Annotated in this window: 29 protein-coding genes; 19 read left to right on the plus strand and 10 right to left on the minus strand. The window is 52.9% G+C overall.

The window, feature by feature from the left end:
* Positions 1-83: 83 nt before the first annotated feature.
* Positions 84-278: a YdiH family protein gene (locus tag BFV65_RS08710; RefSeq protein WP_003857766.1), complete on the plus strand. Its 195-nt coding sequence runs from the start codon at positions 84-86 to the stop codon at positions 276-278.
* A gap of 46 nt (positions 279-324) precedes the next feature.
* Here BFV65_RS08710 and BFV65_RS08715 read toward each other — a convergent pair whose 3' ends face one another.
* Positions 325-954, minus strand: a complete 630-nt coding sequence (locus tag BFV65_RS08715; RefSeq protein WP_038415908.1) for a helix-turn-helix domain-containing protein — start codon at positions 952-954, stop codon at positions 325-327.
* A gap of 77 nt (positions 955-1,031) precedes the next feature.
* Complete coding sequence (locus BFV65_RS08720; RefSeq protein ID WP_069596471.1) at positions 1,032-1,691, minus strand: winged helix-turn-helix transcriptional regulator; 660 nt, start codon at positions 1,689-1,691, stop codon at positions 1,032-1,034.
* Between the two features lie 354 nt (positions 1,692-2,045).
* Between BFV65_RS08720 and BFV65_RS08725 the strand changes: the two genes are divergently transcribed.
* The 7 genes from BFV65_RS08725 (at position 2,046) to fliB (ending at position 9,360) form a co-directional block, all read left to right on the plus strand.
* Complete coding sequence (locus BFV65_RS08725; protein WP_069596472.1) at positions 2,046-2,576, plus strand: fimbrial protein; 531 nt, start codon at positions 2,046-2,048, stop codon at positions 2,574-2,576.
* A 57-nt stretch (positions 2,577-2,633) separates the two neighbouring features.
* On the plus strand, positions 2,634-3,311 hold the full coding sequence (locus BFV65_RS08730; RefSeq protein WP_022647862.1) for a fimbrial biogenesis chaperone: 678 nt from the start codon (positions 2,634-2,636) through the stop codon (positions 3,309-3,311).
* A 27-nt stretch (positions 3,312-3,338) separates the two neighbouring features.
* Positions 3,339-5,882 carry a fimbria/pilus outer membrane usher protein gene (locus tag BFV65_RS08735; protein ID WP_069596473.1) on the plus strand — a complete coding sequence of 848 codons (2,544 nt, stop codon included), beginning with the start codon at positions 3,339-3,341 and terminating at the stop codon, positions 5,880-5,882.
* Position 5,883: 1 nt separating this feature from the next.
* Positions 5,884-6,831: a fimbrial protein gene (locus BFV65_RS08740; protein ID WP_032676314.1), complete on the plus strand. Its 948-nt coding sequence runs from the start codon at positions 5,884-5,886 to the stop codon at positions 6,829-6,831.
* A gap of 11 nt (positions 6,832-6,842) precedes the next feature.
* Positions 6,843-7,355, plus strand: a complete 513-nt coding sequence (locus BFV65_RS08745; RefSeq protein ID WP_069596474.1) for a fimbrial protein — start codon at positions 6,843-6,845, stop codon at positions 7,353-7,355.
* A gap of 41 nt (positions 7,356-7,396) precedes the next feature.
* On the plus strand, positions 7,397-8,038 hold the full coding sequence (locus BFV65_RS08750; RefSeq protein ID WP_069596475.1) for a helix-turn-helix transcriptional regulator: 642 nt from the start codon (positions 7,397-7,399) through the stop codon (positions 8,036-8,038).
* A gap of 104 nt (positions 8,039-8,142) precedes the next feature.
* A complete protein-coding gene (fliB, locus tag BFV65_RS08755; RefSeq protein WP_069596476.1) occupies positions 8,143-9,360 on the plus strand; it encodes a flagellin lysine-N-methylase in 1,218 nt (405 codons plus the stop codon).
* 67 nt (positions 9,361-9,427) lie between these two features.
* Here the strand turns inward: fliB and BFV65_RS08760 are convergent, their stop codons facing one another.
* Genes BFV65_RS08760 through ycgZ form a run of 3 tightly spaced genes read right to left on the minus strand, consistent with a single transcriptional unit; the run spans position 9,428 to position 10,300 of the window.
* Complete coding sequence (locus tag BFV65_RS08760) at positions 9,428-9,706, minus strand: biofilm/acid-resistance regulator YmgB/AriR (RefSeq protein WP_022647868.1); 279 nt, start codon at positions 9,704-9,706, stop codon at positions 9,428-9,430.
* Positions 9,707-9,735: 29 nt separating this feature from the next.
* Entirely contained in the window at positions 9,736-10,056 is a 321-nt protein-coding gene (locus tag BFV65_RS23360) for a hypothetical protein (protein ID WP_032622175.1), read from the minus strand.
* Between the two features lie 4 nt (positions 10,057-10,060).
* Complete coding sequence (ycgZ, locus tag BFV65_RS08770) at positions 10,061-10,300, minus strand: regulatory protein YcgZ (RefSeq protein WP_069596477.1); 240 nt, start codon at positions 10,298-10,300, stop codon at positions 10,061-10,063.
* Positions 10,301-10,639: 339 nt separating this feature from the next.
* Here ycgZ and BFV65_RS08775 point away from each other — a divergent pair, with 339 nt between their 5' ends.
* The 9 genes from BFV65_RS08775 (at position 10,640) to ldtE (ending at position 19,727) form a co-directional block, all read left to right on the plus strand.
* Positions 10,640-11,860: a diguanylate phosphodiesterase gene (locus BFV65_RS08775; protein WP_069596478.1), complete on the plus strand. Its 1,221-nt coding sequence runs from the start codon at positions 10,640-10,642 to the stop codon at positions 11,858-11,860.
* 188 nt (positions 11,861-12,048) lie between these two features.
* Positions 12,049-12,777, plus strand: a complete 729-nt coding sequence (locus BFV65_RS08780; protein ID WP_023299929.1) for a MerR family transcriptional regulator — start codon at positions 12,049-12,051, stop codon at positions 12,775-12,777.
* Between the two features lie 321 nt (positions 12,778-13,098).
* Positions 13,099-13,467 carry a Fe-S cluster assembly scaffold SufA gene (gene sufA, locus BFV65_RS08785; RefSeq protein WP_022647873.1) on the plus strand — a complete coding sequence of 123 codons (369 nt, stop codon included), beginning with the start codon at positions 13,099-13,101 and terminating at the stop codon, positions 13,465-13,467.
* Between the two features lie 8 nt (positions 13,468-13,475).
* On the plus strand, positions 13,476-14,966 hold the full coding sequence (sufB, locus tag BFV65_RS08790; protein WP_003857739.1) for a Fe-S cluster assembly protein SufB: 1,491 nt from the start codon (positions 13,476-13,478) through the stop codon (positions 14,964-14,966).
* A gap of 9 nt (positions 14,967-14,975) precedes the next feature.
* Positions 14,976-15,722 carry a Fe-S cluster assembly ATPase SufC gene (gene sufC, locus BFV65_RS08795; RefSeq protein WP_022647874.1) on the plus strand — a complete coding sequence of 249 codons (747 nt, stop codon included), beginning with the start codon at positions 14,976-14,978 and terminating at the stop codon, positions 15,720-15,722.
* Complete coding sequence (gene sufD / locus BFV65_RS08800) at positions 15,697-16,968, plus strand: Fe-S cluster assembly protein SufD (RefSeq protein ID WP_069596479.1); 1,272 nt, start codon at positions 15,697-15,699, stop codon at positions 16,966-16,968. Before sufC ends, sufD begins: the two co-directional genes overlap by 26 nt.
* Positions 16,965-18,185 carry a cysteine desulfurase SufS gene (sufS, locus tag BFV65_RS08805; RefSeq protein ID WP_069596480.1) on the plus strand — a complete coding sequence of 407 codons (1,221 nt, stop codon included), beginning with the start codon at positions 16,965-16,967 and terminating at the stop codon, positions 18,183-18,185. Before sufD ends, sufS begins: the two co-directional genes overlap by 4 nt.
* A gap of 14 nt (positions 18,186-18,199) precedes the next feature.
* Positions 18,200-18,616: a cysteine desulfuration protein SufE gene (gene sufE / locus BFV65_RS08810; RefSeq protein ID WP_069596481.1), complete on the plus strand. Its 417-nt coding sequence runs from the start codon at positions 18,200-18,202 to the stop codon at positions 18,614-18,616.
* Positions 18,617-18,713: 97 nt separating this feature from the next.
* A complete protein-coding gene (gene ldtE, locus BFV65_RS08815) occupies positions 18,714-19,727 on the plus strand; it encodes a L,D-transpeptidase LdtE (protein WP_069596482.1) in 1,014 nt (337 codons plus the stop codon).
* A 60-nt stretch (positions 19,728-19,787) separates the two neighbouring features.
* Here ldtE and lpp read toward each other — a convergent pair whose 3' ends face one another.
* The 5 genes from lpp to BFV65_RS08835 all read right to left on the minus strand — a co-directional run bounded on the left by lpp (position 19,788) and on the right by BFV65_RS08835 (position 24,664).
* Positions 19,788-20,024, minus strand: coding sequence for a murein lipoprotein Lpp (gene lpp, locus BFV65_RS08820; protein ID WP_001082307.1), 237 nt, complete (start codon positions 20,022-20,024; stop codon positions 19,788-19,790).
* 312 nt (positions 20,025-20,336) lie between these two features.
* Positions 20,337-21,758, minus strand: a complete 1,422-nt coding sequence (gene pykF, locus BFV65_RS08825; RefSeq protein ID WP_015570703.1) for a pyruvate kinase PykF — start codon at positions 21,756-21,758, stop codon at positions 20,337-20,339.
* Between the two features lie 7 nt (positions 21,759-21,765).
* On the minus strand, positions 21,766-22,062 hold the full coding sequence (ynhH, locus tag BFV65_RS23545) for a protein YnhH (protein WP_418744693.1): 297 nt from the start codon (positions 22,060-22,062) through the stop codon (positions 21,766-21,768).
* A gap of 73 nt (positions 22,063-22,135) precedes the next feature.
* Entirely contained in the window at positions 22,136-23,281 is a 1,146-nt protein-coding gene (locus tag BFV65_RS08830) for a trans-sulfuration enzyme family protein (RefSeq protein WP_038415920.1), read from the minus strand.
* 12 nt (positions 23,282-23,293) lie between these two features.
* On the minus strand, positions 23,294-24,664 hold the full coding sequence (locus BFV65_RS08835; protein WP_069596483.1) for a pyridoxal-phosphate dependent enzyme: 1,371 nt from the start codon (positions 24,662-24,664) through the stop codon (positions 23,294-23,296).
* A 399-nt stretch (positions 24,665-25,063) separates the two neighbouring features.
* Here BFV65_RS08835 and BFV65_RS08840 point away from each other — a divergent pair, with 399 nt between their 5' ends.
* Positions 25,064-26,086, plus strand: coding sequence for a methionine ABC transporter ATP-binding protein (locus BFV65_RS08840; protein WP_023299939.1), 1,023 nt, complete (start codon positions 25,064-25,066; stop codon positions 26,084-26,086).
* Positions 26,079-26,747, plus strand: coding sequence for a methionine ABC transporter permease (locus BFV65_RS08845; protein ID WP_017384621.1), 669 nt, complete (start codon positions 26,079-26,081; stop codon positions 26,745-26,747). The genes BFV65_RS08840 and BFV65_RS08845 overlap by 8 nt, the downstream gene beginning before the upstream one ends.
* Positions 26,748-26,767: the final 20 nt, after the last annotated feature.

Consider the following 26,767-nt stretch of genomic DNA (forward strand, 5'->3'; position numbering starts at 1 on the left):
TTTCCGAATGTCTTGCTTTTGGTCAAAAATTAGCCGCCTGATTGTGATATACTGGTCACGTTTTGAACATAAGCGAGGACATCATGGATACTGAAATAACCCCAACACAGCTGGCAATTGAATATTTACGTCGCGATAAAAGCAATCTGTCTCCGGCGCAGTACCTGAAAAAGCTGAAACAGCTTGAGCTGGAATTTACGGATTTGCTGGCGCTCTCTTCAAACGAGCTGAAAGAAGAGATCTACTTTGCCTGGCGGTTGGGCGTTCACGTCCATTGAGCAGTGAAGAAAAGGCCGCCCGCGCGGCCTTTTTTGTGTCTGAAACTCAGTATTTGGCAGGCAGTTTGTTAATTTTAATGAGCCGGCCTTCTTCCATTTCGATGAACCCGCCCGTTTTCAGGTCAGCCAGGATCCGCATTACGCCGCTGCGGGAAAGCCGGGTTTTATCCCGGATGTACCTTTCCGCCGTCACGCTGCGTCGGTAGTTGTCATCTTCCTGCATCAGCATCATGAGCTGCTGACGAATCATCTCGTAAGCCGTTGGCGCACCTTTCGGCATGACGTTGTGATAAAGGCGGTTATAGACAAACATCAGATGATTAGAAAGCAGCCCCCATAACGCCTTCTCTTTGATAACTTCTGCCACCCGATCGGTTGCTAGCACGCCGATCAGGCATGGCGTCACCGTTTTGAGATAATCGTTAAAATATATGTCCGTCAGATTAGCGAGGCCAAACAGGGCGGGACTGCGCGCGGTGGTAAGCATCATGTCGTCGCTTCTTCTGTATATCGCGATTGTGCCCTCGAGAATTAAATAACACATACTCTGCCCGTTAACCTGGAGATCAAGTTGCTCACCGGGATCGGTTTTATGCGTGGTGCAGTGCGGCTGTAAGTGGGAAATCAGTTCCTGGGCATAGGGAGAGCCGCGATGCGATGGTTTGTCAGAAGACATAGCGTTAACCTGGAAAGAGACTGTACTTTCTATAGTGTCGCTCTTATTTTCCACCTTCTCCAGAGATAAAAACAACCTCAGTACTTGCGGGGTAAGTGATGGATCTCGATTAGCACGCCGCGCTCCATAGTGATGTATTTCCCCGTCCGCAACTCCGCCAGGATCCGCATAATGCCGCTGCGTGAAAGATAGGTGCGGCTTTTGATATAGGCTGCGGCGGTAATGCTCTGTCTTATGGCTTCCGGCTCCTGCATCAGTTCTACCAGCTGAAAGCGGATAATGTCGTAAGCCGACATCTGCGATATCTGGGCACAATGTTCGTAAACGCGCGATGCGGTATAGATCAGCAGGTTCGAGAAGGACTCCCATAAATTCTGTTGTGCGACTACGTGATTAAAACGCTCCAGTGTAACGCTAGCCACCTCTGAAGTTTCCAGCGCTCTGACGTAGAGGTGCTCAGAAGAAAACTGGCTGCTCACGCCGAGTATAAAAGGTGCGGATTCGGAATTTAAGACGATACCGTCACCTCGGCGATGCAATGCCACGCTGCCATGTAACAGTAAAAAGCACTGGCGGATATCACCGGAATAATAATGGATGACTTCACCTTTAGCCATGATGCATCTTTCCGTATGCGGCAAAACATTATCGATTATTTTTTCAATGTGCTTAAGAGGCTTAGCGCCAAGCACTGTTGTTATTTCATTGCCTGAAACGGGCGCAATACGGATGTTCATAAGAGGCCTCATACACTGATGCGATCATTTTTTGATCGACATAAAGAATTATCTTAAAAAACAGTTAGTCAGGGAATATTTTCGTCGAGTCTAATTATAGACTTGCCTATTAATTAGTGTTAATTAGTTGAATTTGAAACATTTTTGACTTAGGTCTAAAAGTAGACCGGGGACTTTATTGTTAAGATATTTCCAAAGTAATTTGTTTTGTTTTTGTTAAAAGAGAGTCTACAGCTAGACCCTAAAATCGATTGTGCGTAGAAAAAGAGTTGTATAAATTTTGATTCGTCGAAAGGGGTTTTATTTCTGCAACTGAATATCGGTAATAAATAAAGTAATACAGGAAAGAGAATTATGAATAAAAAATTGATGATGGCAATGTTAGCGGCAGGTTCTGTACTCACCATGACCAATGCATTTGCAGCGGCAGGTACCGTTAATTTTAACGGAAATATTCTGGATTCTGCCTGCGACGTAGATGTGGCATCTCAGAACCAGGTGGTGGTATTGGGCGATTATTATAAAACGGAATTCCCGACGGCGGGAGCCAGAACGGCTGCGACGCAGTTTAATATTATTTTGAAAAACTGTCCTGTGACGGTCACTAATGCAAAAGTCCGTTTTGACGGTACGCCGGATTTAACCAACGCCAGCCTGCTGGCGATTGATACGTCCGTGGCGGGGGCGGCCACAGGGGTAGCGATTAACCTGATGACTGCAGATAAAGCCGATCTGCCGCTGTACGGCAGCAACAGCTATACCTACGCGCTCAGCAGTACGGCTGATAATACACTGAACTTCTACGCGCAGTATATCTCCACCGCAGCGTCCGCGACCGCGGGCCCGGCTAACTCGGTCGCGAACTTCTCAGTGGTTTACAACTAAGTCATTGGCAGTAATTAGCAGGGGGCTTCCCGGCCCCTTGTTTTATGAGGTATTGAAATGCGTTTTATAACGACAACTGGCCTGGCGATGGCGCTGTTATCGCTGACGTTAACATCCGCCAGTGCTGGAGTAGTTATTGGCGGCACCCGCATTATTTTCGATGGGGCAAAAAAAGAAGCGTCAATAAGTATCACCAATCCTGATGACGTTCCTTATTTAATCCAGTCGTGGATTGATGTTCAGGATGGGCAATCCGGTAAAGCGCCTTTTATTATTACGCCTCCGCTGTATCGGCTGGATGGCGGGCAAAAAAACCTTGAGCGTATTGTCATGACAGGCTCGCTGCCTCAGGGGCAGGAGAGTTTATTCTGGCTGAACATTAAAGCTATTCCATCAGCCTCAAAGCAGATGAACTCGCTGCAAATTGCCGTCAAAACGCGGATTAAACTTATTTATCGGCCAGAGAGCCTTCGTGCGTCTACCCCTGAGGAACAAACCAACAAATTAACCTGGCATCGTGCGGGAAATGCTCTGCAGGTAAATAACCCTACGCCGTACGTTATCAATTTCAATGAAATAACAGTCGGGGGTAAAAAACTTGACGATGTCACGTACGTAATGCCTTCAGGCTCAGTTCGTTTCCCGTTACCGAATGGGACCAATGGCAATACGCTGACGTTTAAAGTCATTAACGATTATGGCAATCCTGGCGAATTACACCGGGCCAGTTTGTGATCCCTTTGCATTAATCGGGTGCTCGTCATGACAACGGCATTTAATACAGTGCAGCCTGCGCGCCTGGCAATATTCATTGCCCTCGCGCTTGCGGGTTTCTCTCCCACACTGTGGGCCAGTGAGACGTTTAATACGGAACTGGTAGAACTGGATAATCCCGGAATGGGAAAAGCGGATTTATCTGCCTTTGAATCCGGCTCGCAGGCGCCCGGGACGTACCACGTGGATATTATTCTTGACGAGCGGCTGCTGGAAACGCGGGATATTCGTTTCATGGCAGTGAAGGATGCTAACGGCAGTGAAACGTTGCAGCCGTGCCTGAGTATCAGGCAGTTAAAAGCGTGGGGCGTGAAAACGGCGCTTTTCCCGCAGCTCGACGCCGGGCAAGGAGAATGCGCCGATCTCAAGGCGATTCCACAGGCCAGCGCGGACTTCCAGTTTGGCGCCCAGCGTCTGGCAATCAGCATCCCACAGGCGGCCATAGATCTGCCAGCGAGAGGTTACGTTCCGCCGGAGATGTGGGATGAAGGCATTACCGCGGCTATGCTCAACTACAGCCTGAGCGGCGCGAACAGCCGGGCAAGAAGCGGGGCAGGCACCCGCAGCGACAGTCAGTATGCAAACCTGCGACCGGGGATCAACGTCGGTCCCTGGCGGTTACGCAACTACACCACCTGGTCCCGCGATGCGTCCGGCCAGGATAAGTGGGACAATGTCTATACCTTGATGCAGCGCGCGATTATTCCCCTGCAAGCCCAGCTTACGCTCGGAGACAGTTCCGCCCCTGCCGATGTCTTTGACAGCATGCCTTTTCGCGGCGTCCAGCTGGCGTCCGACGACGATATGATACCGGATTCCCTGAAAGGCTATGCGCCGGTGGTGCGCGGTATTGCGCGAACTAACGCGCAGGTCGTGGTGCGTCAGAATGGCTATCAAATCTACCAAAGCTATGTGGCGCCGGGCGCGTTTGAGATCGCGGATATGTATCCCACCGGCGGCGCGGGCGATCTTGATGTCACGATCGTCGAAGCTGATGGCAGTGAGCAACATTTCACCCTGCCGTACGCTTCGCTGCCGGTCCTGCAACGGGAGGGGCGCCTGAAATATGCCCTTACCGCCGGGCAGTATCGATCGTATAACCGTAGCGTGGAGAAAACCCCCTTCGGGCAACTGACCGGAATCTACGGCCTCCCTTACGGCCTCACGCTCTATGGAGGCGTTCAGGGGGCAGATAAGTACCAGTCGGCGGCTCTGGGGGTGGGCAAGAACATGGGCGATTTCGGGGCGATATCCGCAGACCTCACCCAGGGCTGGTCAACGCCGGAGCATGCCGCGAAAACAAGCGGTCAGTCGTGGCGGGCCCGATACAGCAAGAATTTTATTAATACCGGGACGAACTTTTCGATTGCCGGGTATCGCTACTCGACCCGCGGCTATTACGGGATGCAGGAGGTCCTCGATTCGTACGGCGACAGCAGCGCGCTTCAGGACAGGCGACGTAACCGTGCCGAGCTGACGATGAGCCAGACGCTGGGGGACAACCTGGGCGCGCTTACCCTCAGTGCGGCGCAGGAAGATTACTGGAATGACGGTAAGTCGATGGCTTCGTGGAGCGTCGGCTATAGCAACTACTGGCACAACATCAGCTATGGCCTGACATGGACCTACAGCAAAAATGTCCGCTCAGCGTCAGAAACCCACGACAACCAAAAAAACGCTGACCACGACCAGCTTCTGGCGTTCAACATCAGCATTCCGCTGGATAAATTTTTGCCGCAGACATGGGCGAACTATGGCATGAACGCCAGCAGGAATAACGGGATGACACACAGCATCGGTCTGAACGGGGTGGCTCTCGAAAACCGAGCCCTGAACTGGAACGTGCAGCAGGGATACGGCACAGAGGGCGTGGGCTATACCGGCAGCGTTAACGCGGACTACAGAGGCACCTATGGCGAAGCCACGGCGGGGTATGGTTATGACAAAAACAGTGAACGCCTGAATTACGGGCTACAAGGCGGCATTCTCGCCCATGCTGATGGCATCACGCTTTCTCAGCCGCTGGGGGAGACCAACGCCTTAATTAAAGCGCCTGGCGCCCACGGCGTGGATATCCGCAATCAGCCCGGTGTACGGACAGATGTTCGCGGTTATACGGTCGTGAGCAACCTTTCGGTCTACCGAAAAAACGATCTCACTCTCGATCCGGAAAATATGCCGGAGGATGTCGAACTGGAGATCAACACCCGCACGGTGACGCCGACGCGGGGAGCGGTGGTGAGAGCCGATTATTTGCCGAAGTCAGGTCGCCGGGTACTGATGACCTTGACCGACAACGAACGCGCCGTTCCGTTTGGGGCGGTGGTCACCCTTGTCGGTGATGAGAGCAGCAGTTTTATTGTGGGCGATCGCGGCCAGGTTTATTTAACCGGTATGCGCGAGGAGGGGACGTTAGTCGCAACATGGGGGAGTCAGCCCAGCCAGCAATGCCGCGCTGATTTCAGCCTGCCGACATACTCAACATTCGGTGGGATCGCTGACATGCGCGCCTCCTGCCGTCAGGAACGTTAACATGAAATGGCTTATCGTGATTTTGCTTCTCTGTTTGCTCGCGGCGGGAAACCTCGCCCGTGCCGGTACGTGCACCACCATCACGCCGCAGCTGTCAACCCTGTCCGTGGGGACGATTAACGTGCAGCGTGATGCGCCTGTCGGTACGGTGGTCTTTTCCGGCGCGGCGACAGCCACCGGTTCCTATCTTACTGGATGTGCTAATCCGCTGATGCTGGGATTCAGCATGCGCTACAACAGCGCCACGTTGAGCAGCTACGGCAATCATGTGTACAACACTAACGTCAGCGGGATAGGCATACGCTTTTCCTCCAACGCCTATTTTGAAAACCCGAGCAATACGTTCTCGTACAATGCGCAGACCTCCTATGTCGACTGGTATGGCGGGAGGATTGAGCTGGTGGTGACTGGCCCGGTCTCATCGGGGGCGTTAACCCCGGGGGCGATCGGCGTCGTGACGCTTCAGGGGAGCGACGGCATCTATCGTGACGGCCTGACCACGCAGCTCACCGCCGGAACCATTAATGCCATGGCGTGCACGGTGAATACGTCACAGCTGACGTTTCCGATCGGGGATATCCCCGCCTCGGCGTTCGGCACCGTGGTGGGCACCACGCCAGCGGGAGCACAGAACACGCAAAACCTGGGCTTAACCTGCGCCGCCGGAACCAATATTACGGTCTCGCTCAGTGGAATACAGAATCCGGACAGCGCCAATACCAGCGTGATGGCCTTAACCGGGCAGGGGAATGCCGGCACCGCAAAAGGGGTTGGGGTGCAGCTTATCTATAACGGTGTGCCGCTGGTGATGAACAGCCGACTATTCTTGCGGCAGTCTGCCGGCGGGCAAGAGACATTGCCGTTAACGGCCCGATATTACCAGACGTTGAACCGCGTGGAGTCAGGTTCAGCAAATGCCTCCGCCACCCTTAATTTGACCTATCAGTAGCAGGTACGAAGATGAAAATAATATACGGGACACTGCTGTTACTGGCTTTACTCAGCGGGAAGGCTTTCACCGCTGATAGCGTCAACATCGGTGTGACGGGAAATATCGTTGCGTCGCCGTGCATATTTAATGGCGGGAGTAACAGCCTCGATGTCAATCTGGGCAATATTCAGGCAACCAATATGGCGACGCCGGGCTCAACATCGGATCCGGTGCCATTTAGTCTGCTGTTCACCCAGTGCCCAACGGGAACGCAAAGTGTGACCGTCTCTTTTACCGGCAGCCCCGATCCCGCGGCGGGCGCGGACTATTTTATGAACAGCGGTTCGGCCATGCACGTGGCGATAGCCATGCGCGATGCCCAAACGGGTACGCTTAAAGGAACAGGCTCTGGCATGACTCAAACTATTGGTGCCGACAGAACCGCGACAATGGCTATGCAGGCCTCGGTTAAATCCGTGACGGGTGGCGTCACGCCGGGAAGCATCAGTGCAGTTGTGGTGATGACGATGCAGTACAACTGAGCGCCGGTGATATGCCTTTTTTAAAGACGTTGGTATGAGCTATGTTAAATATTCTGTTTCAGGAAACCGATCTATTTTTTCAGGCTGGGCTACATGAATTTTTCGAGGATTTTTTTAAACATAACTTTCATCGTGCCATCACATTTAACCTGGCGCTGACCCATGAAAACGTCAGTCAGGCCGATATTATTGTCCTGTCATTATGCCAGGGTGAAACACTGACCTGTTTTCCCGAGTTACTCGCCCGGCAAAAAGGGATTGTGCTAGGGTTTGTCGACGATGAACTGCGCTTTTCGGCGTTGCCCTCCTGCTTTCAGGACATTATTTTTCTCCCTCGCCGTGCATCGCTTGATCGTATCAGTGGCGTACTGTTTATCGCGTGGTTCAGGACGCAATTACCGGGTTACACATGGACTAAACATAACTGCTTCGACTGCCAGCATAAAGGGTTATCCCGGCAACAAATTCGTATTCTGGTCAATTTTTACCGAGGGCTGTCGGTAGTGCAGACCGCTCAGACGCTGGAGATGAGCCAGAAAACGGTCTTTACCCATAAATATATGCTGATGCAAAAATTTAATCTGCGAAGCGATTACGAGCTGATCGTACTATTGAGAAGGCTGATGGAGAAAAAGAGCCGTCCGAACCTGCTTCGCGATTACCTTGAAAATAACCAGGCCTGATGGGGTAATTTCCGAATAGCCTACGCTTTTGCTGAGTTATGTGGCTATCGAATGTGGGCAGAACAATGGTATTTTCATTTGCTTTAGATGAAGATTAATTCGCTATGCAAATTCATAAAACCATCAAGCCGATTTTCGTGAGAAATTTTCAGTGTGTTGGGCCGGAGTGCTTAATGTCCTGTTGTCGTGGATGGACTATTTCCATCGATAAGAAAACACATGGGAAGTATATTTCCTCAACGAATACGGAAATCTCTCGTCTTGCAAAAGAGAACCTTATTCCACTGCAGAAGGGGAAAAACAGTTACTCAAGAGTGAAGTTAAATGAGGAAGGCAATTGTCCATTTATCGACGAAGATAAACTTTGCCTGATACATCGCGAGTTAGGTGAAAGCGCGCTGTCCCATACCTGTAGCACCTATCCGCGCGGTTCAACGCGTTACGAAGAAGAAACCCGGCATACAATGACGCTTTCATGCCCGGAGGTGGCCAGGTTAGTGCTTTTCGACCCTGATGCCATGCTCCTCCAGGAGGAGGAATCGTTACGGGCAGTATACAAAACCAACCTTATAGGTCGTCGTCAGTCTATGTCTGAAGTCGATCGGGTTATCCACCTGTTTGCCTGGAATATCATTCGGTCTCCGTCACGTAACGTTGAAGAAAACTTGATGGCGTTGGCTCATTTTATTGTATGCCTGCAACATGTTGATTTTGATCTGCATAATAAGCTTAACCAGGTAGAAGACTATTATGAAATGCTGATGGCCGATCTGAGAAATGGTCATTCTCTGTTAAAGACAACTAATATAGGTCGTTCAAACGCCATGAAGTATCTGGCGTTATCTGTCATGGGGTCTACTGTTGCTCGCTTTTCTGCGAGGGAAGAAATCATTCTAAGTGGACATAGAGCTATTGCGGACTATCTGGATTTCAATCAGCATCATGACCCTTTGGAACTGGATAAAAAATTTGACGCCCTCACTCAGCAATGGCATTCGCTTTGTGAAGATAGCTGTTTATCCGAACCGCATGTTTTACGGAACTACCTTTTATACAAATTATATAGCAGTTACTTCCCTGGCAATACGCGTGCCACCATCCTGCGTCAGTTTTATCGCATTGTTCTGGATTTTTTCTATCTGAAAATATTCCTGAGCGTGAAGGCGAGTCAGGAAGAGATTCATCCGCATACCCTAATGAAAACTATCGCAGGTTTCTCAGAAAAGACGATGCATAACTCAAGCATTGATGCGCGACTGGATAACGCGATTGATAAAATCAACGGCGGCGACGATTTGTCTTGTCTGCTGCTTATTGGCTAGAGCATTACGGATAAGAGGCTCGCTCTGCGAGCCTTCAGGATATGGAATCAGGGACAAAGAGAGAAAATTAAAGATCGTCCATAGTATAACCGACAACAATTTCCAGCGTCTTGCGGATCACATCCGCCTTAACGACATCGTCGGTGGTTTCCAGCGTCTGGATCAGCCAGAGAATGATCGCTTTGTTGGTCAGATGACCTTCAGAAGCGAGAACACAACGAACCGCAGTCGAAAAAATGGCAGACTCTTCAGCAAAGCGATCGCCTGCGTGACGGAAATACTCCGACAACGCGCTATCTAAAAAGGCGGAGTGGTATTCGGGTTGAAGCTGAATATTTTGTCTCATTTGTTCTCACCGTTGCTGTAAAGTTGTAGTCAATGCATCTTTTTGGGATCGGACGGTTTTCCATTTCCAAATAACGGCACTACATTGTCTCGATTATTTTTGAGAGATCCCTCTCTCTGTATTCGTCCTTGTGCGGTTCTGCGACCTTTAAAAGCGACAGTGCCTGTGCTGATTTCAGCTATCACCCTCGCTAATGTCTCCCGCCGCTGGGGATCCGTCTCACAGGCTTGCATGTTACGCAGACGCTGAACCAATCCCTCGGTCGTCACGGGACCGCGCTCCTTCAAAAGTGAAAGAGCGGCTTCTCCAATAAGCTGGTCGATCAGTCGGTCCGCATCACTGCTGTTCATAACATTAACGTTCGAAGAGCAGACCAAGAAGCAGGTGATAATGATGTTCCTCTTCCGGACCATTGGCCCTTTCAAGGCGACTCAACAGTTTTGTGCAGAGCGATTTGCGATTCAGATTCCGCCCATCGCTAAGGATTTCAACAACAACCTGACCCAATGTTTCCTGTTGGGTTGGAAGCGCGGCTTTTTCGAAATACTGCGCAATCGCTGTTGCCGAGTCTGCGAGGTGTCCGTTCTGCTGCATGTTTCGCTCCTGTAAATTTTCGTAATCAGTAACGTTACATTTAAGGTATACATAATTTTCAAATCTGTACATTTAAAATGTACAATTTTTTAAATATTTTATAATATATTTTATAAAATCATTATTTATCAGATGCTTATTCTTATACGATTTACTGCGGTATTCACAAGATATATTGTACAATCCGAAGCGGCGTCGCAGAGTTGTACAAGCCCGTAAATGACGCAAAAAAGCCGTGTAAATCGTTGAGATGTAAATTATTTGTTGGGCAATTAATGTGCTATAACAGAGTTTTCCCCACGTGTTTTCGTGGTCACCCCCTCAATCTTCAGGATTAGCATGCTCACAACCATCATTTACCGCAGTCATATCTGCGAGGACGTTCCAGTGAAAGCGCTGGAAGACATGGTCGCTGCTGCAAATTGTAGAAATCGCCAGTTCGATGTGACGGGGATTTTGCTGTTTAACGGCACACACTTTTTTCAGTTACTTGAAGGGCCCGCTGATAACGTTAAGGAGATCTATGAGCTCATCTGCCGTGACCCACGGCATCACAACGTGGTCGAATTGTTAAGCGATCACGGGCCTTCAAGACGTTTTGGCAACGTGGGTATGGAGCTCTTTGACCTTCGTCAGTACGATACCGACGAAGTGCTGCAACAGGTACTCGATAAAGGCACAACGCGCTATCAGCTGACCTATAACGATCGCGCCCTGCAATTTTTCCGCACCTTCGTTGAGGCCACTGAAAAAGCCAACTACTTTGAGCTGCCTCCGGCTGACGCCTGGGAGTTTGTCACCGAAAATACGCCGTTATCCTCCCAGCCGACAGTAGTGGCAAAGGGCGCGGACTGTAGTTTCGCGTTTCAACCTATCGTCGATCCGTTTATGCAGCAGGTAGTTTCCTGGGAAGCCCTGATCCGCACGCCGTCCGGTGAGTCCCCGGAAAGCTATTTTGCCCACCTGTCGCGTGAGGCGCTGTACGAATCGGATCTGAAGAGTAAACAGGTGGCTTTGTCGATGGCCAGCGCGCTGGGCCTACAGACTCAAACGTTGTCCATTAATCTGCTGCCGATGACGCTGGTCAATGTTCCTGGCGCCGTCGATTTTTTACTGACGGCAATTGAGGCGAACGGTTTTGTGCCGGAGCAAATTGTAGTCGAGTTCACCGAGAGCGAGGCCATCTCGCGCTTCGAAGAGTTCACCAGCGCGGTCAGACAGCTTAAAAGCGCCGGGATCAGCGTGGCCATCGATCACTTTGGCGCGGGATTCGCCGGTCTGCAACTGCTGGCCCAGTTTCAGCCGGACAGAATCAAGATCAACCGTGATTTGATTGCCAACGTGCACAAGAGCGGCCCGCGTCAGGCGATCATTCAGTCGATCATTAAATGCTGTGCGTCCCTGGAAATCCTGTTCTGTGCGGTAGGTGTAGAGCTGGCTGAAGAGTGGATGTGGCTGGAATCAGCCGGGATTTCTCAGTTCCAGGGCCACCTTTTTGCCAGCCCGCGTCTGGGGGGCATTCCGGCGATTGCCTGGCCCGAGAAAAAGTACGATTTATAAAAACCTGTACGTAACTCTTAATAGTGACCTGTACGTACGGCTAAATTTATACAACAATACATTAACGAGTGAGGGGTTCTTTGAGCCATTCACTTGTCTCATAACGAGGAGTTAGTTATACAAATGATTTGTACAATCTGATAAGGTTGGTTTGGTTAGGTATGGAAGTATTGTGCGTGAGGGAGTTAATGGCCTATTACAGTATCGGCGAAGTGGCCGAACGATGCGGTATCAACCCCGTTACGCTGCGTGCCTGGCAGCGCCGTTATGGATTGTTGAAGCCGCAGCGAAGTGAAGGGGGTCATCGTCAGTTTGACGATGAAGATATCCTGCGTATCGAAGAGATCAAACGCCTGATGAAAACGGGTGTTTCGGTCGGTAAAGTAAAAGCGCTTCTTGAAAATACAGAAGTGATGACGCATGGGAACTGGGCATCGTTTCAGGAAGAGATGTTAACCGTTCTGCGCTATGCCAATCCGGCAAAACTGCGCGCCAAAATCAGTGAGTTCCGCCGCGACCATGCGATGGATGTTCTGATAGATAACATCATCACCCCTGTGCGTCAGCGAATGAATCAGGATCAGAATACGGTGCGTCATATGGCGAGCCTGCTCGACGGTGTCCTGATTGAGTTTGCCGTTACTAGCCTGGTTGAATCACGAAAAAAAGCAGGTAAAGATGCGCTACTGGTTGGATGGGAGTGCGATGACCGTACGCATTTGTGGCTGGAAGCGGCCCGTCTTGCCTACAAGGGCTGGCATATCGACGTGCTGGCTGAACCGATTGATTCTCCACGTCCGGAACTTTTCCCTGGACAAAAAATTTTCGTCTGGACCGGTAAAGCACCTACGCCTCGTCAACAGGAGCAGCTCGACCACTGGCGTGAACAGGGTTTCGCCGTCTCGTTCCATCACTGATGTTAAGGGGTCCGTCAGGGCCTTTTTGTCTTTTAGAGTCCGCTTTCTTATTGGAAGATAGCTATCTTAAAAATAGGTATTTTCAATACAATTTTTATTATTGCCCGCCACCTTACCGCCTTTCTTATGAAATGCATTATTTATCAATGTATTGAACAAAACTAACCCTCCCATCCGCATCCCGTCACAGGGTCTATGCTTAATGAAAGTAGCCAAAAAGGGCGGTTTAGCCCAAAGCCCCTGCTCGCAGGGGGTTGAAGTGATAATCGTTATCACTAACATGGTGTTATGCCCTGGTGGCTTATCAGATGAGGTGGACCTATGGAACTGCATTCAGAAACCTTCAATCCGGCCGATTTTGCCTGGCGTGGCTTAACGCTGACGCCCGCGGCGGCGGCGCATATTCATGAGCTGGTGGCAAAAAATCCCGACATCCTCGGCGTACGCTTAGGCGTTAAGCAGACGGGCTGCGCGGGATTTGGCTACGTGCTGGATACCGTAACCGAACCCAAAAAGGACGATCTGGTCTTTGAAACCGACGGTGCAAAGTTATACGTCGCGCTACAGGCTATGCCGTTTATCGATGGAACCGAAGTCGACTACGTTCGGGAAGGATTAAACCAGTTATTCAAATTTCATAACCCGAAAGCCCAGAACGAATGCGGCTGCGGCGAAAGCTTTGGGGTATAGGCGGTACTATGTCTCGTAATACTGAAGCAACGAGTGATGTAAACACCTGGAGCGGCGGACACCTCAACTATAAAGAGGGTTTCTTCACGCAGCTGCAAACTGACGAGCTGGCGAAAGGCATCAACGAAGAGGTCGTACGCGCTATTTCGGCCAAACGTAACGAGCCGGAGTGGATGCTGGAGTTTCGCCTGAGCGCATTCCGCGCGTGGCTGGAGATGGAAGAACCCCACTGGCTGAAAGCGCATTACGATAAGCTGAACTATCAGGATTACAGCTATTACTCCGCGCCCTCATGCGGCAGCTGCGATGATACCTGTGCCTCGCAGCCCGGCGCGGTACAGCAAACCGGTGCCGAGAACAGCTTCCTGAGTAAAGAGGTGGAAGAGGCCTTCAATCAGCTCGGCGTGCCCGTGCGCGAAGGTAAAGAGGTGGCGGTGGACGCCATTTTTGACTCCGTCTCGGTGGCAACCACCTACCGTGAAAAGCTGGCGGAGCAGGGGATAATTTTCTGCTCCTTTGGGGAAGCCATTCACGATCACCCGGAGCTGGTGAAAAAGTACATTGGCACCGTGGTACCCAGTAACGATAACTTCTTCGCGGCACTGAATGCGGCGGTGGCGTCAGACGGCACCTTTATCTACGTGCCTAAAGGTGTGCGCTGCCCGATGGAGCTCTCGACCTATTTCCGCATCAACGCGGAAAAAACCGGCCAGTTTGAACGCACCATCCTGGTGGCCGATGAAGGCAGCTACGTCAGCTATATCGAAGGCTGTTCGGCGCCGGTGCGCGACAGCTACCAGCTGCACGCGGCGGTGGTAGAGGTGATCATCCATAAAGACGCGGAAGTGAAATACTCTACGGTACAGAACTGGTTCCCGGGCGATGGCAACACCGGTGGTATTCTGAACTTCGTCACCAAGCGTGCGCTGTGCGAAGGTGAAAACAGTAAGATGTCCTGGACGCAGTCAGAAACCGGCTCCGCCATTACCTGGAAATACCCGAGCTGTATTCTGCGCGGCGACAACTCCATCGGTGAGTTTTACTCCGTGGCACTGACCAGCGGTCATCAGCAGGCCGATACCGGCACCAAGATGATCCACATCGGTAAAAACACCAAATCGACCATCATCTCCAAAGGGATCTCTGCCGGTCACAGCCAGAACAGCTATCGCGGGCTGGTGAAAATCATGCCGACAGCCACCAACGCACGTAACTTTACCCAGTGCGACTCCATGCTGATTGGTGCGGACTGCGGGGCGCATACCTTCCCCTATGTCGAATGCCGCAATAACAGCGCCCAGCTCGAGCATGAGGCGACTACGTCACGTATTGGTGAAGATCAGCTGTTCTACTGCCTGCAACGCGGGATCAGTGAAGAAGATGCGATTTCAATGATTGTTAACGGCTTCTGTAAGGACGTGTTCTCTGAACTGCCGCTGGAATTTGCCGTTGAAGCCCAGAAACTTCTCGCCATTAGTCTTGAACACAGCGTCGGTTAAGGAAAGCACATGTTAAGCATTAAAGATTTACAGGTTAGCGTGGAAGAGAAAGAGATCCTTCGTGGGCTCAATTTTGACGTTAAACCGGGTGAAGTTCACGCCATCATGGGGCCAAACGGCTCCGGGAAAAGTACGCTTTCAGCGACGCTGGCAGGACGCGAAGATTATGAGGTCACCAGCGGCTCCGTTGAGTTTAACGGCAAGGATCTGCTGGAGATGTCGCCTGAAGAGCGTGCCGGTGAGGGCATCTTTATGGCCTTCCAGTATCCGGTGGAAATCCCGGGCGTCAGCAACCAGTTCTTCCTGCAAACCGCGCTGAACGCGGTGCGCAAGTATCGCGGGCTTGAGGCGCTGGATCGCTTTGACTTCCAGGATCTGATGGAAGAGAAAATCAAGCTGCTGAAAATGCCCGAAGATCTGCTCACCCGCTCGGTGAACGTGGGTTTTTCTGGCGGTGAGAAAAAACGTAACGATATTCTGCAAATGGCGGTTCTTGAGCCGGAGCTGTGCATTCTCGATGAAACCGATTCAGGGCTGGATATTGATGCCCTGAAGATCGTTGCCGACGGCGTAAACTCTCTGCGTGATGGTAACCGCTCATTTATTATCGTGACTCACTACCAGCGTATTCTGGACTACATCAAACCGGACTATGTCCACGTGCTTTATCAGGGGCGCATTGTGAAATCCGGTGACTTTACGCTGGTTAAACAACTGGAGGAGCAGGGTTATGGCTGGCTTACCGAACAGCAGTAATGCACTCCAGCAGTGGCACCGGCTGTTTGAAGCGCAGGGTGGAGCGCGCTCTGAACAGGCTCAGCACCATCTCCAGCAGATGCTGCGTCTCGGTTTACCGACGCGTAAGCATGAGAACTGGAAATATACCCCGCTGGACGGCCTGCTGAACGGCGAGTTTGTCACCCGTCTGGCGCAGGTTAGCCCCGGTCAGCGCGATGTGCTGGCGCTGAGCGTGGATGCCGTGCGTCTGGTGTTTGTAGACGGGCAGTTTCGTGAGGAACTCAGCGACAGCGTACAGGAGAGCGGGTTCGATATCGCCATTAACGACGAGCGCCAGTCGTTGAGTGCTCCGTTCCAGCCTGACGTCTTTCTGCACCTCACAGAGAGCCTGTCTCAGTCTGTCACCCATATTCACGTTAAGCGTAACCAGCGCCCGGCGAAACCGCTGCTGCTGATGCATATCACCCAGGGTGTTGAGGGCGGCGAGATCAACACCGCCCACTATCGCCACCATCTCGAGCTGGCAGAAGGGGCAGAAGCGACGGTAATTGAGCATTACGTTAGTCTGAACGACACCCGCCATTTTACCGGCTCGCGTCTGACGATGAACGTGGCGGCCAACGCCCAGCTGCACCATATCAAGCTGGCGTTTGAGAATCCGCTCAGTCACCACTTCGCCCACAACGATATTCTGCTGGGCCAGGATGCCGCGGCGTACAGCCACAGCTTCCTGCTTGGCGGCGCGGTGCTGCGCCACAATACCAGCACCCAGCTGAACGGTGAGAACACTACGCTGCGTATTAACAGCCTGGCAATGCCGGTGAAGTCAGAAGTATGCGACACGCGCACCTGGCTTGAGCATAACAAAGGCTACTGCAACAGCCGTCAGCTGCACAAAACCATCGTCAGCGACAAAGGACGTGCGGTGTTTAACGGCCTGATCAATGTGGCGCAGCACGCCATCAAAACTGACGGGCAGATGACCAACAACAACCTTTTGCTGGGACGTCTGGCAGAGGTGGACACCAAACCACAGCTGGAAATTTATGCGGACGACGTGAAATGCAGCCACGGCGCAACGGTCGGACGTATTGACGATGAGCAGATGTTCTACCTGCGCTCTCGCGGAATAGACCAGCAGGCCGCGCAAAAGATGATTATTTACGCCTTTGCGGCTGAGCTGACGGAAGCGCTGCCCGATGGCGGACTTAAACAGCAGGTGCTGGCCCGTATCGGTCAGCGGCTGCCTGGAGGCGAAGCATGACATTTCCCGTAGAGAAAATCCGGGCAGATTTTCCGGTACTGACCCGTGAAGTGAACGGTCTGCCGCTGGCCTATCTCGACAGTGCGGCCAGCGCGCAAAAACCGAATCAGGTGGTGGATGCGGAAGCCGAGTTTTACCGCCACGGTTATGCGGCGGTCCATCGCGGGATCCACACTCTGAGCGCCGAGGCGACCCAGCGCATGGAAAACGTGCGCACGCAGGTTGCGGCGTTTCTCAACGCGCGTTCGCCGGAAGAGCTGGTGTTCGTGCGTGGCACCACCGAAGGGATCAACCTGGTGGCTAACAGCTGGGGCAATGCGCAGGTGCACGCGGGGGATAACATCATCATCACCCAGATGGAGCACCACGCTAACATCGTGCCCTGGCAGATGCTCTGTGAGCGTATGGGGGCGCAACTGCGGGTGATCCCGCTAAACGAAGACGGTACGCTTCAGCTTGAACAGCTGGACGCCCTGCTTGACGACAGAACGCGGCTGGTAGCGGTGACCCACGTTTCAAACGTGCTGGGGACGGAAAATCCGGTGGCGCTGATCGTCGACAAAGCCCATCAGGCCGGTGCGAAAGTGTTGATTGATGGCGCCCAGGCGGTGATGCACCATGCGGTTGACGTACAGACTCTGGACTGCGATTTCTACGTCTTCTCCGGGCACAAGCTGTATGGTCCGACGGGCATCGGCGTGCTGTATGTGAAGGAGGATATTCTCCAGGCCATGCCGCCGTGGGAAGGGGGCGGGTCAATGATTGCCACCGTCAGCCTGACGGAAGGCACAACCTACGCCCGGGCGCCCTGGCGCTTCGAGGCGGGCACGCCAAACACAGGCGGGATCATCGGGCTGGGCGCGGCCATTAGCTACGTCTCTGAAACGGGGCTGGCGGCGATTCAGGAGTACGAACAGCTGCTGATGCAATATGCTTTGCAGGAGCTTGCCGGCGTCCCGGATCTGACCTCATATGGCCCTGCTGACCGTCTGGGTGTGATAGCCTTCAACCTCGGCAAGCATCACGCTTATGATGTGGGCAGTTTCCTGGATAATTACGGCGTCGCCGTACGTACCGGGCATCACTGCGCGATGCCACTGATGGCGTATTATCAGGTACCGGCCATGTGCCGCGCATCGCTGGTGATGTACAACACAACGGAAGAGGTCGACAGACTGGTGGCGGGACTGAAACGTATTCACCAGCTGCTTGGCTAACGGAGAGGCGTGAGATGGCAGATTTGCCGGACAGAGATAAATTGCTGCGTAACTTTGGGCGTTGCGCAAACTGGGAAGAGAAATACCTTTATATTATCGAGCTAGGTCAGCGCCTGCCGCCGCTCAGCGAAGAGGCGCATAACCCGGACAACATCATTCAGGGCTGCCAGAGCCAGGTCTGGATCCAGATGCAGCAGACGGATGATGGCGTAATCGATTTACAGGGTGACAGCGATGCGGCCATTGTGAAGGGGCTTATTGCCGTCGTATTTATTCTTTATCACCAGATGTCGGCGCAGGATATTTTCGCCTTTGACGTTCGCCCGTGGTTTGAAAAAATGGCCTTAACCCAACACCTCACCCCGTCCCGCTCCCAGGGACTGGAAGCGATGATCCGCGCCATACGCGCCAAAGCCACAATCCTTAGCTAAACTGACAGAACAGCATTCATTCTGTTTCGCGGGGTGGTTTCCACCTCGCTGGTTTTTCAGCTTTCTGACGTTTGGTCAGTGAATAAGGAATCTCAGCATGAAGCGCGCGTCTCTAATAACTCTATTACTCCTTGGTTCGCTCAGTGCTGTTAATTCAGCCAGGGCGGTTGATTATCCTTTACCGCCCGCAGGCAGCCGCCTGATTGGGCAAAATCAGACATACACCATTCAGGAAGGCGACAATAAGCTCCAGGCTATCGCTCGTCGGTTTAATACCGCCGCACAGCTTATCCTTGAAACCAATAATACCATTGCACCGGTAAACCCTGCGCCAGGAACGGTCATTACCATTCCTTCCCAGATGCTGCTCCCGGACACCGAGCGTGAGGGCATTGTGGTGAATCTGGCGGAGCTGCGTCTTTACTTCTATCCGCCTGGCGAAAATATCGTGCAGGTCTATCCGCTGGGTATTGGTCAGCTTGGGCTGGAAACACCGGTCAGCACCACCCGTGTGAGTCAGAAAATCCCTAACCCTACCTGGACCCCTACAGCGGGCATCAGAGCGCGCTCACTGGCGCAGGGCATTAAACTGCCGCCTGTGGTACCCGCAGGGCCAAATAACCCGCTGGGGCGCTTTGCGCTGCGTCTGGGCATCGGGAATGGGGAATATCTTATTCATGGCACCAGCGCGCCGGACAGCGTAGGGCTGCGGGTCAGTTCGGGCTGTATGCGAATGAACGCGCCGGATATCAAAGCGTTGTTTGAACGAGTGCGCGTCGGCACGCGGGTGCAGATTATCAATGAGCCGGTTAAGTTCTCCGTCGAGCCGGACGGCAAACGTTATATCGAGGTGCACAGGCCGCTGGCGCAGGCTGAGGGCGAAAACCCACAGACGGTGCCGTTCACGCACTCGGCGGCGTTTACCGCCTTCGCAGCGGAATCAGGTAGCGATAAAACGCTAATCGACAAAGCTCTGGCGCGCAGAGCCGGGATCCCGGTTGCCGTTTCAGCAGCCAATGGTTCGTCAGCCAGCAATTCTGTCCTGTCGGTTCAGAACAGTCGTGTCTCAGCGGCGGTGACGGAAGGCGAGGGAGAGAGAGCGCTTCAGTAGCGGTTTGACGAAGGCAAAAAAAATGGCGCACAATGTGCGCCATTTTATTAACAGGTACTATTACTTACGGTATTTAGTAGCCTGGTTGTCCAGACGCTGGTTAGCGCGAGCTGCGTCGTCTTTAGCAGCCTGAACGTCGGAACGCATTGCGTTCACGTCGTTGCTCAGCTGGTCAACTTTAGCGTTCAGAGTCTGAACGTCAGAAGACAGCTGATCGATTTTAGCGTTGCTGGAGCAACCTGCCAGCAGAGTAGAACCCAGGATTACCGCGCCCAGTACCAGTTTAGTACGATTCATTATTAATACCCTCTAGATTGAGTTAATCTCCATGTAGCGTTACAAGTATTACACAAAGTTTTTTGGGTTGAGAATATTTTTTTGATGGGATTACGCCTATTTTTGATCGTTCGCTCAAAGAAGCAACGAAATCGGCAATTTTGACGAAAAAGCTATGTTAAAAAAGGCATTTTTCATCGGATTCATCTTAGATAAATCGCGATTAAATAGAAAAACCCGATTTGCTTTTTGAATAGTTCTGGTTAATGGCGGGAATAAAAAAAGCGCCCCGAAGGACGCTTTTTAACAAAACAATAATTTGTTCGTGAAATATTACAGTACGTGGACAGATGCAGTGTTGGTTGTACCGCTTGGTACCAGTGCACCAGAAACCATAACCACCACGTCGCCTTTCTGAGCCAGGCCACAATCAACCAGTTCCAGAGCCACTTCTTTACCCAGACGATAGAAATCATCGGTAGAGGCAATCTCTTTCACCAGGTGTGGGATCACGCCTTTGCTCAGCACCAGCTGACGCGCGGTGGTTTCGTTGGTGGTCAGCGCCAGAATGGTCGCATCCGGGAAGTATTTACGCACGGCACGCGCAGATTTACCGCCCTGGGTCGCCACGACAATCAGTGGGGCTTCCAGTTTCTCGGCGGTTTCTACCGCACCACGGCACACGGCTTCGGTGATGCGCAGTTTACGGCTGTCGTTGTTGTAATCCAGACGGCTTTTCATCACGCGGTCGGTACGCTCACAGATGGTCGCCATGATGCCGACCGCTTCCAGAGGGTATTTCCCTTTTGCAGATTCGCCAGACAGCATAACGGCATCGGTACCGTCGAGGATGGCGTTCGCCACGTCGCCGGCTTCAGCACGGGTAGGGCGTGGGTTTTTGATCATGGAGTCCAGCATCTGCGTTGCGGTGATAACCACTTTACGCGCGCGAACACATTTCTCGATCATCATCTTCTGCGCGAAGATCACTTCTTCAACCGGGATTTCTACGCCCAGGTCGCCACGCGCTACCATGATACCGTCAGACGCTTCAAGGATTTCGTCGAAGTTGTTCAGGCCTTCCTGGTTTTCGATCTTGGAGATGATCTGGATGTTCTCACCACCGTGCGCTTTCAGGTGCTCACGGATCTCAACCACGTCAGAACGTTTACGGATGAAGGACGCCGCAACGAAATCCACACCTTGTTCGCAGCCGAAGATCAGGTCTTGTTTGTCTTTTTCAGCCAGCGCTGGCAGAGCAATGGACACACCCGGCAGGTTAACGCCTTTGTTTTCGCCCAGATCGCCGTTGTTCAGCACTTTACAGATAACCTTGTTACCTTCAATCGCGGTCACTTCCATGCCGATCAGGCCGTCATCTACCAGCACGGTGTTGCCAACGGACAGATCGCTGGTGAAGCCTTCGTAGGTCACGGCAACGATTTCGTTATTACCTACAACGGATTTGTCGGTGGTGAAGGTGAAGGTCTGGCCCGCTTTCAGGGAAACGTCGTTACCGCCTTCCAGTTTGATGGTGCGGATTTCAGGACCTTTGGTGTCGAGCAGGATTGCCGCTTTTTTCCCGGTCTTGCTCATCACGTTGCGCAAGTTCTGAATACGCTGACCGTGTTCAGCATAGTCGCCGTGGGAGAAGTTCAGACGCATCACGTTCATGCCGGCATCCAGCATTTTGCTCAGCATCTCTTCGGATTCGGTTTTCGGGCCGATAGTACAAACAATTTTCGTCTTTTTCATGACAGTCTTAGTCTTTAAGTTGGGAAGGATATGGAAATCTCGCTCCGGGGGCGCACCGCCGCGGAGTCAAACCTGTGTTGCGAAAGAGTATATGACACGCACTAAGAATAGGTGACATCAAATGAGCGTGCAGAAGAAAGTGTGCCTGAGTGCCAGACCAACGAATGAGAGGAGAAGTTGTACGTTGTTTTTTGTATTCCAAGCGCTGAAACCATTCACCAGGGATTTGGCGCGCATTATACGCTGATTCACAGTAAAAAGGAAAATGGAAACAGCGTTTCAAAAACAATCTGTGCAGATTCACATAAGTTTGTTATCAAGGCGTTAAGGCCTAATGTCATCTTATGACGGCAGGCGCAACGCCCGCCGTTTTTTGCTCACTTTTCCAGCGCCTGTTGAAGGTCGGCGATCAGATCCTTCGCATCCTCAATCCCCACCGACAGGCGTATCAGCTGCGGCACAATGCCGTTTGCAAGACGCTGCGCCAGTGGAATGGAGGCGTGGGTCATGCTGTAGGGCTGGCTCACCAGACTCTCCACCCCGCCCAGGCTTTCCGCCAGGGTAAAGAGCGTAAGATGACGAATCACCTCTGTCGCGCGTTGCGCATCGCCTTTAATCACAACGGAGATCATGCCGCCCGGCAGCGCCATTTGTCTGCGGGCAAGCGCATACTGGGGGTGTGACTCCAGCCCGGGATAGAGCACGCTCTCTATCTGCGGATGCTGCTCCAGCCATTGCGCAATCGCCAGCGCGTTGGCACTGTGCTTCTCAACGCGCAGGGAGAGGGTGCGAATCCCCCGTAGCGTCAGGAAGCTGCTGAACGGATCCAGAACGCCGCCAACCGCGTTTTGCAGATAGCCCAGACGCTCCGCGAGATCCTTATTTGCCCCGACAACAGCCAGCCCGGCAACCACGTCTGAATGACCGTTGAGATATTTGGTGGCGGAGTGAACCACAATGTCGAACCCCGCCTCCAGCGGCCGGTGAATGACCGGGGAGGCGAAGGTATTATCCGCCACGCTGATCGCATTATGGCGCCGGGCAATGTCTGCGATGGCCTCCAGGTCGGCCAGTTTCAGCAGCGGGTTCGTCGGCGTTTCCACCCAGATCATGCGGGTGTCCGGGCGAATGGCGGCCTCAAGTCCGGCTACATCGTCCGGCTTAACCCAGCTCACCTGTAACCCGGTGCTGCGCTTGCGCACGTTTTCGATCAGGCGATACGTACCGCCATACACGTCGTCAATGGCAACGATATGGCTGTCTTTATCCAGCAGTTCGAGCACGGTGGAAATGGCCGCCAACCCTGACGCGAAGGCGTACCCGCGCGTGCCGCCTTCCAGTTCGGAGATGGCGGTCTCCAGCGCATGGCGGGTTGGGTTGCCGCTCCGGGAGTATTCGTAGCCGGTATGTTCACCCGGTGCCGGTTGCGCAAACGTCGACGTGGCGTAAATTGGCGGCATCACGGCGCCGTGCGTGTCGTGATACTCACCGCTGTGAACGCTGAGGGTGGCCAGGTTTTTCATCTTTTGCTCCTTTTATTTCGTCAGGCGGTTACGCCAGGTGGTGAGTACGTCACTGCGTGTGATCAGACCCAGAAAGCGGTCTTCGTCATAAATAATCGCCACCAGGCCACGGTCAAAGACGGCGTACAGGGCGCTCTCCGGGGCCTGCTTATCCAGATATTCGACCTGACGCGTCATGGCCGCCGTCACGGGGAGAGAGAAGCGATCGGCATCTCCCTCAATGTGTCGCAGCAGGTCCCACTCGTCGATGATGCCGACGACCTTGTTGTTATCGAGCACCGGCAACTGGGAGATGTCGTACAGGCGCATGCGGGCCAGCACGGTGGAAAGCGTGTCGTCCGGGGCGGCAGTCACCGTCGCGCCTTCATCGTGGCGCAGGGCAATATAGTCCGAGAGATCGCCTGCCTGCGGACGCGAAATCAACCCCTGCTGGCGCATCCAGTCGTCGTTGAACATCTTCGAGAGGTATTTATTGCCGCTGTCGCAGGCGAAGGTGACCACACGTTTTGGCGTAGTCTGCGCCTGGCAATATTTCAGCGCCGCCGCCAGCAGCGTGCCGGTGGAGGAGCCTGCCAGGATCCCTTCCGTTTTTAGCAGATCGCGGGCGGTGGTGAACGCCTCGCGATCGGTAATGCGCCAGGCGCGGTTAACCCCTTCGATGTGCGCCAGCGGAGGGATAAAGTCTTCGCCAATCCCCTCAACCAGCCACGATCCGGCCTCGTGATGGCGTCCGGTCTCAACCTGGTCCGCCAGCACCGACCCGGCCGGATCGGCAAGCACAAATTTCGTCTGCGGCGAATGTTCTGCAAACCACGCCTGTAAGCCACCCAGCGTACCGCCCGACCCCACGCCGACGACGATGGCATCGATCTGGCCGACAAGCTGTTCAAACAGTTCCGGTGCGGTAGTGGTGCGGTGCGCCAGCGGATTGGCCGCGTTATTGAACTGGTCGATATAAAACGCGCCTGGCAGTTCGTTCGCCAGCCGCCGGGCATAATCCTGGTAGTAGGCCGGATGCCCTTTATTCACATCTGAACGGGTCAGCACGACCTGCGCTCCTAACGCGCGCAGGTGGAAAATCTTCTCGCGGCTCATTTTGTCCGGCACCACCAGGATCAGCGAGTATCCCTTTTGCGCCGCAATCAACGCCAGCCCCAGGCCGGTGTTCCCCGCCGTGGCTTCAATAATGGTGCCGCCGGGCCGTAGCTGCCCCATACGCTCGGCTTCGTTAATCATCGACAGCGCGACGCGGTCTTTAATCGAGCCGCCTGGATTCTGATTTTCCAGCTTCAGAAACAGCGAGCAGGGGCCGGTATCCAGCTTGTGCAGCTGGATGAGTGGCGTATGGCCAATTAGTTCGGTGACGGAGTGGTAAAGCGTCATGGTCATGTCCTGTGAAGAGGTGATGACCGGATGATAGGACCATGAAATTTTCTCAATAAAGAACGTTTCACTGGGTTTTAGAACATAAAGGAATAATCCTTATGTTTTTGGGTGGAAAGACAGCAAGACGTAAAGTTGTCCGGATGTGAGGATGGCTATATCAGTACATGGTGCTGAAAAATTAACCAATTTCGTCGGATGAATGAGACCTGATATGCAAAAGGCAGATAATTATTGCAGATATTCATCTAAATGCTTTTCACCCGCCAGTTCGCTGCTTATTCCGCCGCATTATAAGAAATTCTTTTTTGGTCATTTAAAAGCTGATAACGGCTGTTTACTATCTTTTGGACATCCATACTGCTAAACCGCTATATGCGTAACGGATAACGAATAAGAATGATCGTACTCAGTAATATTTCGAAGGTTTTTGACAACGGGAAGCTGGCGCTGACAGCCGTTGATAACGTCAATTTGACGATAGAGCAGGGACAGATTTACGGGATCATTGGTTACAGCGGGGCCGGGAAAAGTACGCTTATCCGTCTGCTGAACGGTCTGGAAAAGCCCAGCGCCGGCAGCGTCACTATTAACGGTCAGGATATCTCCGCCGCGAAGGGAGAAGCGCTGCGTCAGGCACGCCTGAAAATTAGCATGGTGTTCCAGCACTTTAATCTGCTCTGGTCGCGCACGGTGAAGGAAAACATCGCCTTTTCAATGCAAATTGCCGGTGTGCCAAAAGCGCAAATTCAGGCTCGCGTTGCCGAGCTGGTGGAGCTGGTCGGCCTGAAGGGACGCGAGAATGCCTACCCGTCGCAGCTGAGCGGCGGGCAAAAACAGCGTGTGGGCATTGCCCGCGCGCTGGCCAATCATCCGGACGTACTGCTGTGTGACGAAGCCACCTCGGCGCTAGATCCGCAGACCACCGATCAGATCCTCGATCTGCTCCTGGACATTAACCGTCGTTTTAACCTGACCATCGTACTCATTACGCATGAGATGCATGTGGTGCGCAAAATCTGCGACCGCGTGGCGGTAATGGAGAACGGCAAGGTGGTGGAAGAGGGGGAGGTGCTGAGCGTGTTTACGCATCCTCAGCAGCCGATCACCCGGCAGTTTGTCCGCCAGGTGAGCCAGTACGCGGAGGAAGAGACCTTCAATACCGAACTGGCAAATGAGCTGGAGGGCGCGGTCATCAAGCTCACCTTCACCGGGCACAGCACGCACAGGCCGATCGTCGGTGAACTGACCCTGCGCTACGGCCTGCCGTTTAACATCCTGCACGGCAAAATGACGCAAACCGCCCACGGTGTTTTCGGGCAGCTCTGGGTGCACGTGGTGGCATCGGATGAACAACTGAACAATATCCTCGCCGACCTGAAGCAAAGCGATATTGAAGGCGAGGTAATCAAGCATGGCTGAAGAACTCTTTCCGCACCTGAAGTGGGATCAACTTTGGGCTGCAACCCAGGAGACGCTCTACATGACCGCGCTTTCCGGCGTGGCGACGTTTGTTCTGGGGATCGCGCTCGGTCTGGCGCTGTTTTTAACCGCCCGCGGCGGGTTATTCCACAACCGCACGGTCTACAGCGTGATGTCGATTGTGGTGAACGTGTTCCGCTCGATTCCGTTCATCATTCTCATTGTTCTGCTGATCCCGTTCACCAAGACCGTTGTGGGGACCATTCTCGGCGCTAACGCTGCGCTGCCCGCTCTGATTGTGGGCGCCGCGCCGTTTTACGCCCGTCTGGTCGAGATTGCCCTGCGGGAAGTGGATAAAGGGGTAATTGAAGCCACGCGTTCGATGGGCGCGCGGCTGAGCACGTTAGTGTTTCGGGTTTTACTGCCGGAATCTTCACCCGCACTGGTTTCAGGTATGACGGTGACGCTGATTGCGCTGGTGAGCTACAGCGCAATGGCGGGGGTGATAGGTGCCGGCGGTTTGGGAAATCTGGCTTATCTGGAAGGATTCCAGCGCAACCATGGTGACGTCACGCTGGTGGCAACGGTGACCATTCTGATCATCGTGTTCATTATCCAGTTCTGCGGCGATGCCATTACTTCACTGTTAGATAAACGCTAATAAATACACACAGGAACCAC

It is taken from the genome of Enterobacter hormaechei subsp. hoffmannii (genome assembly GCF_001729745.1).
GTDB classification, from domain to species: Bacteria; Pseudomonadota; Gammaproteobacteria; order Enterobacterales; family Enterobacteriaceae; genus Enterobacter; species Enterobacter intestinihominis.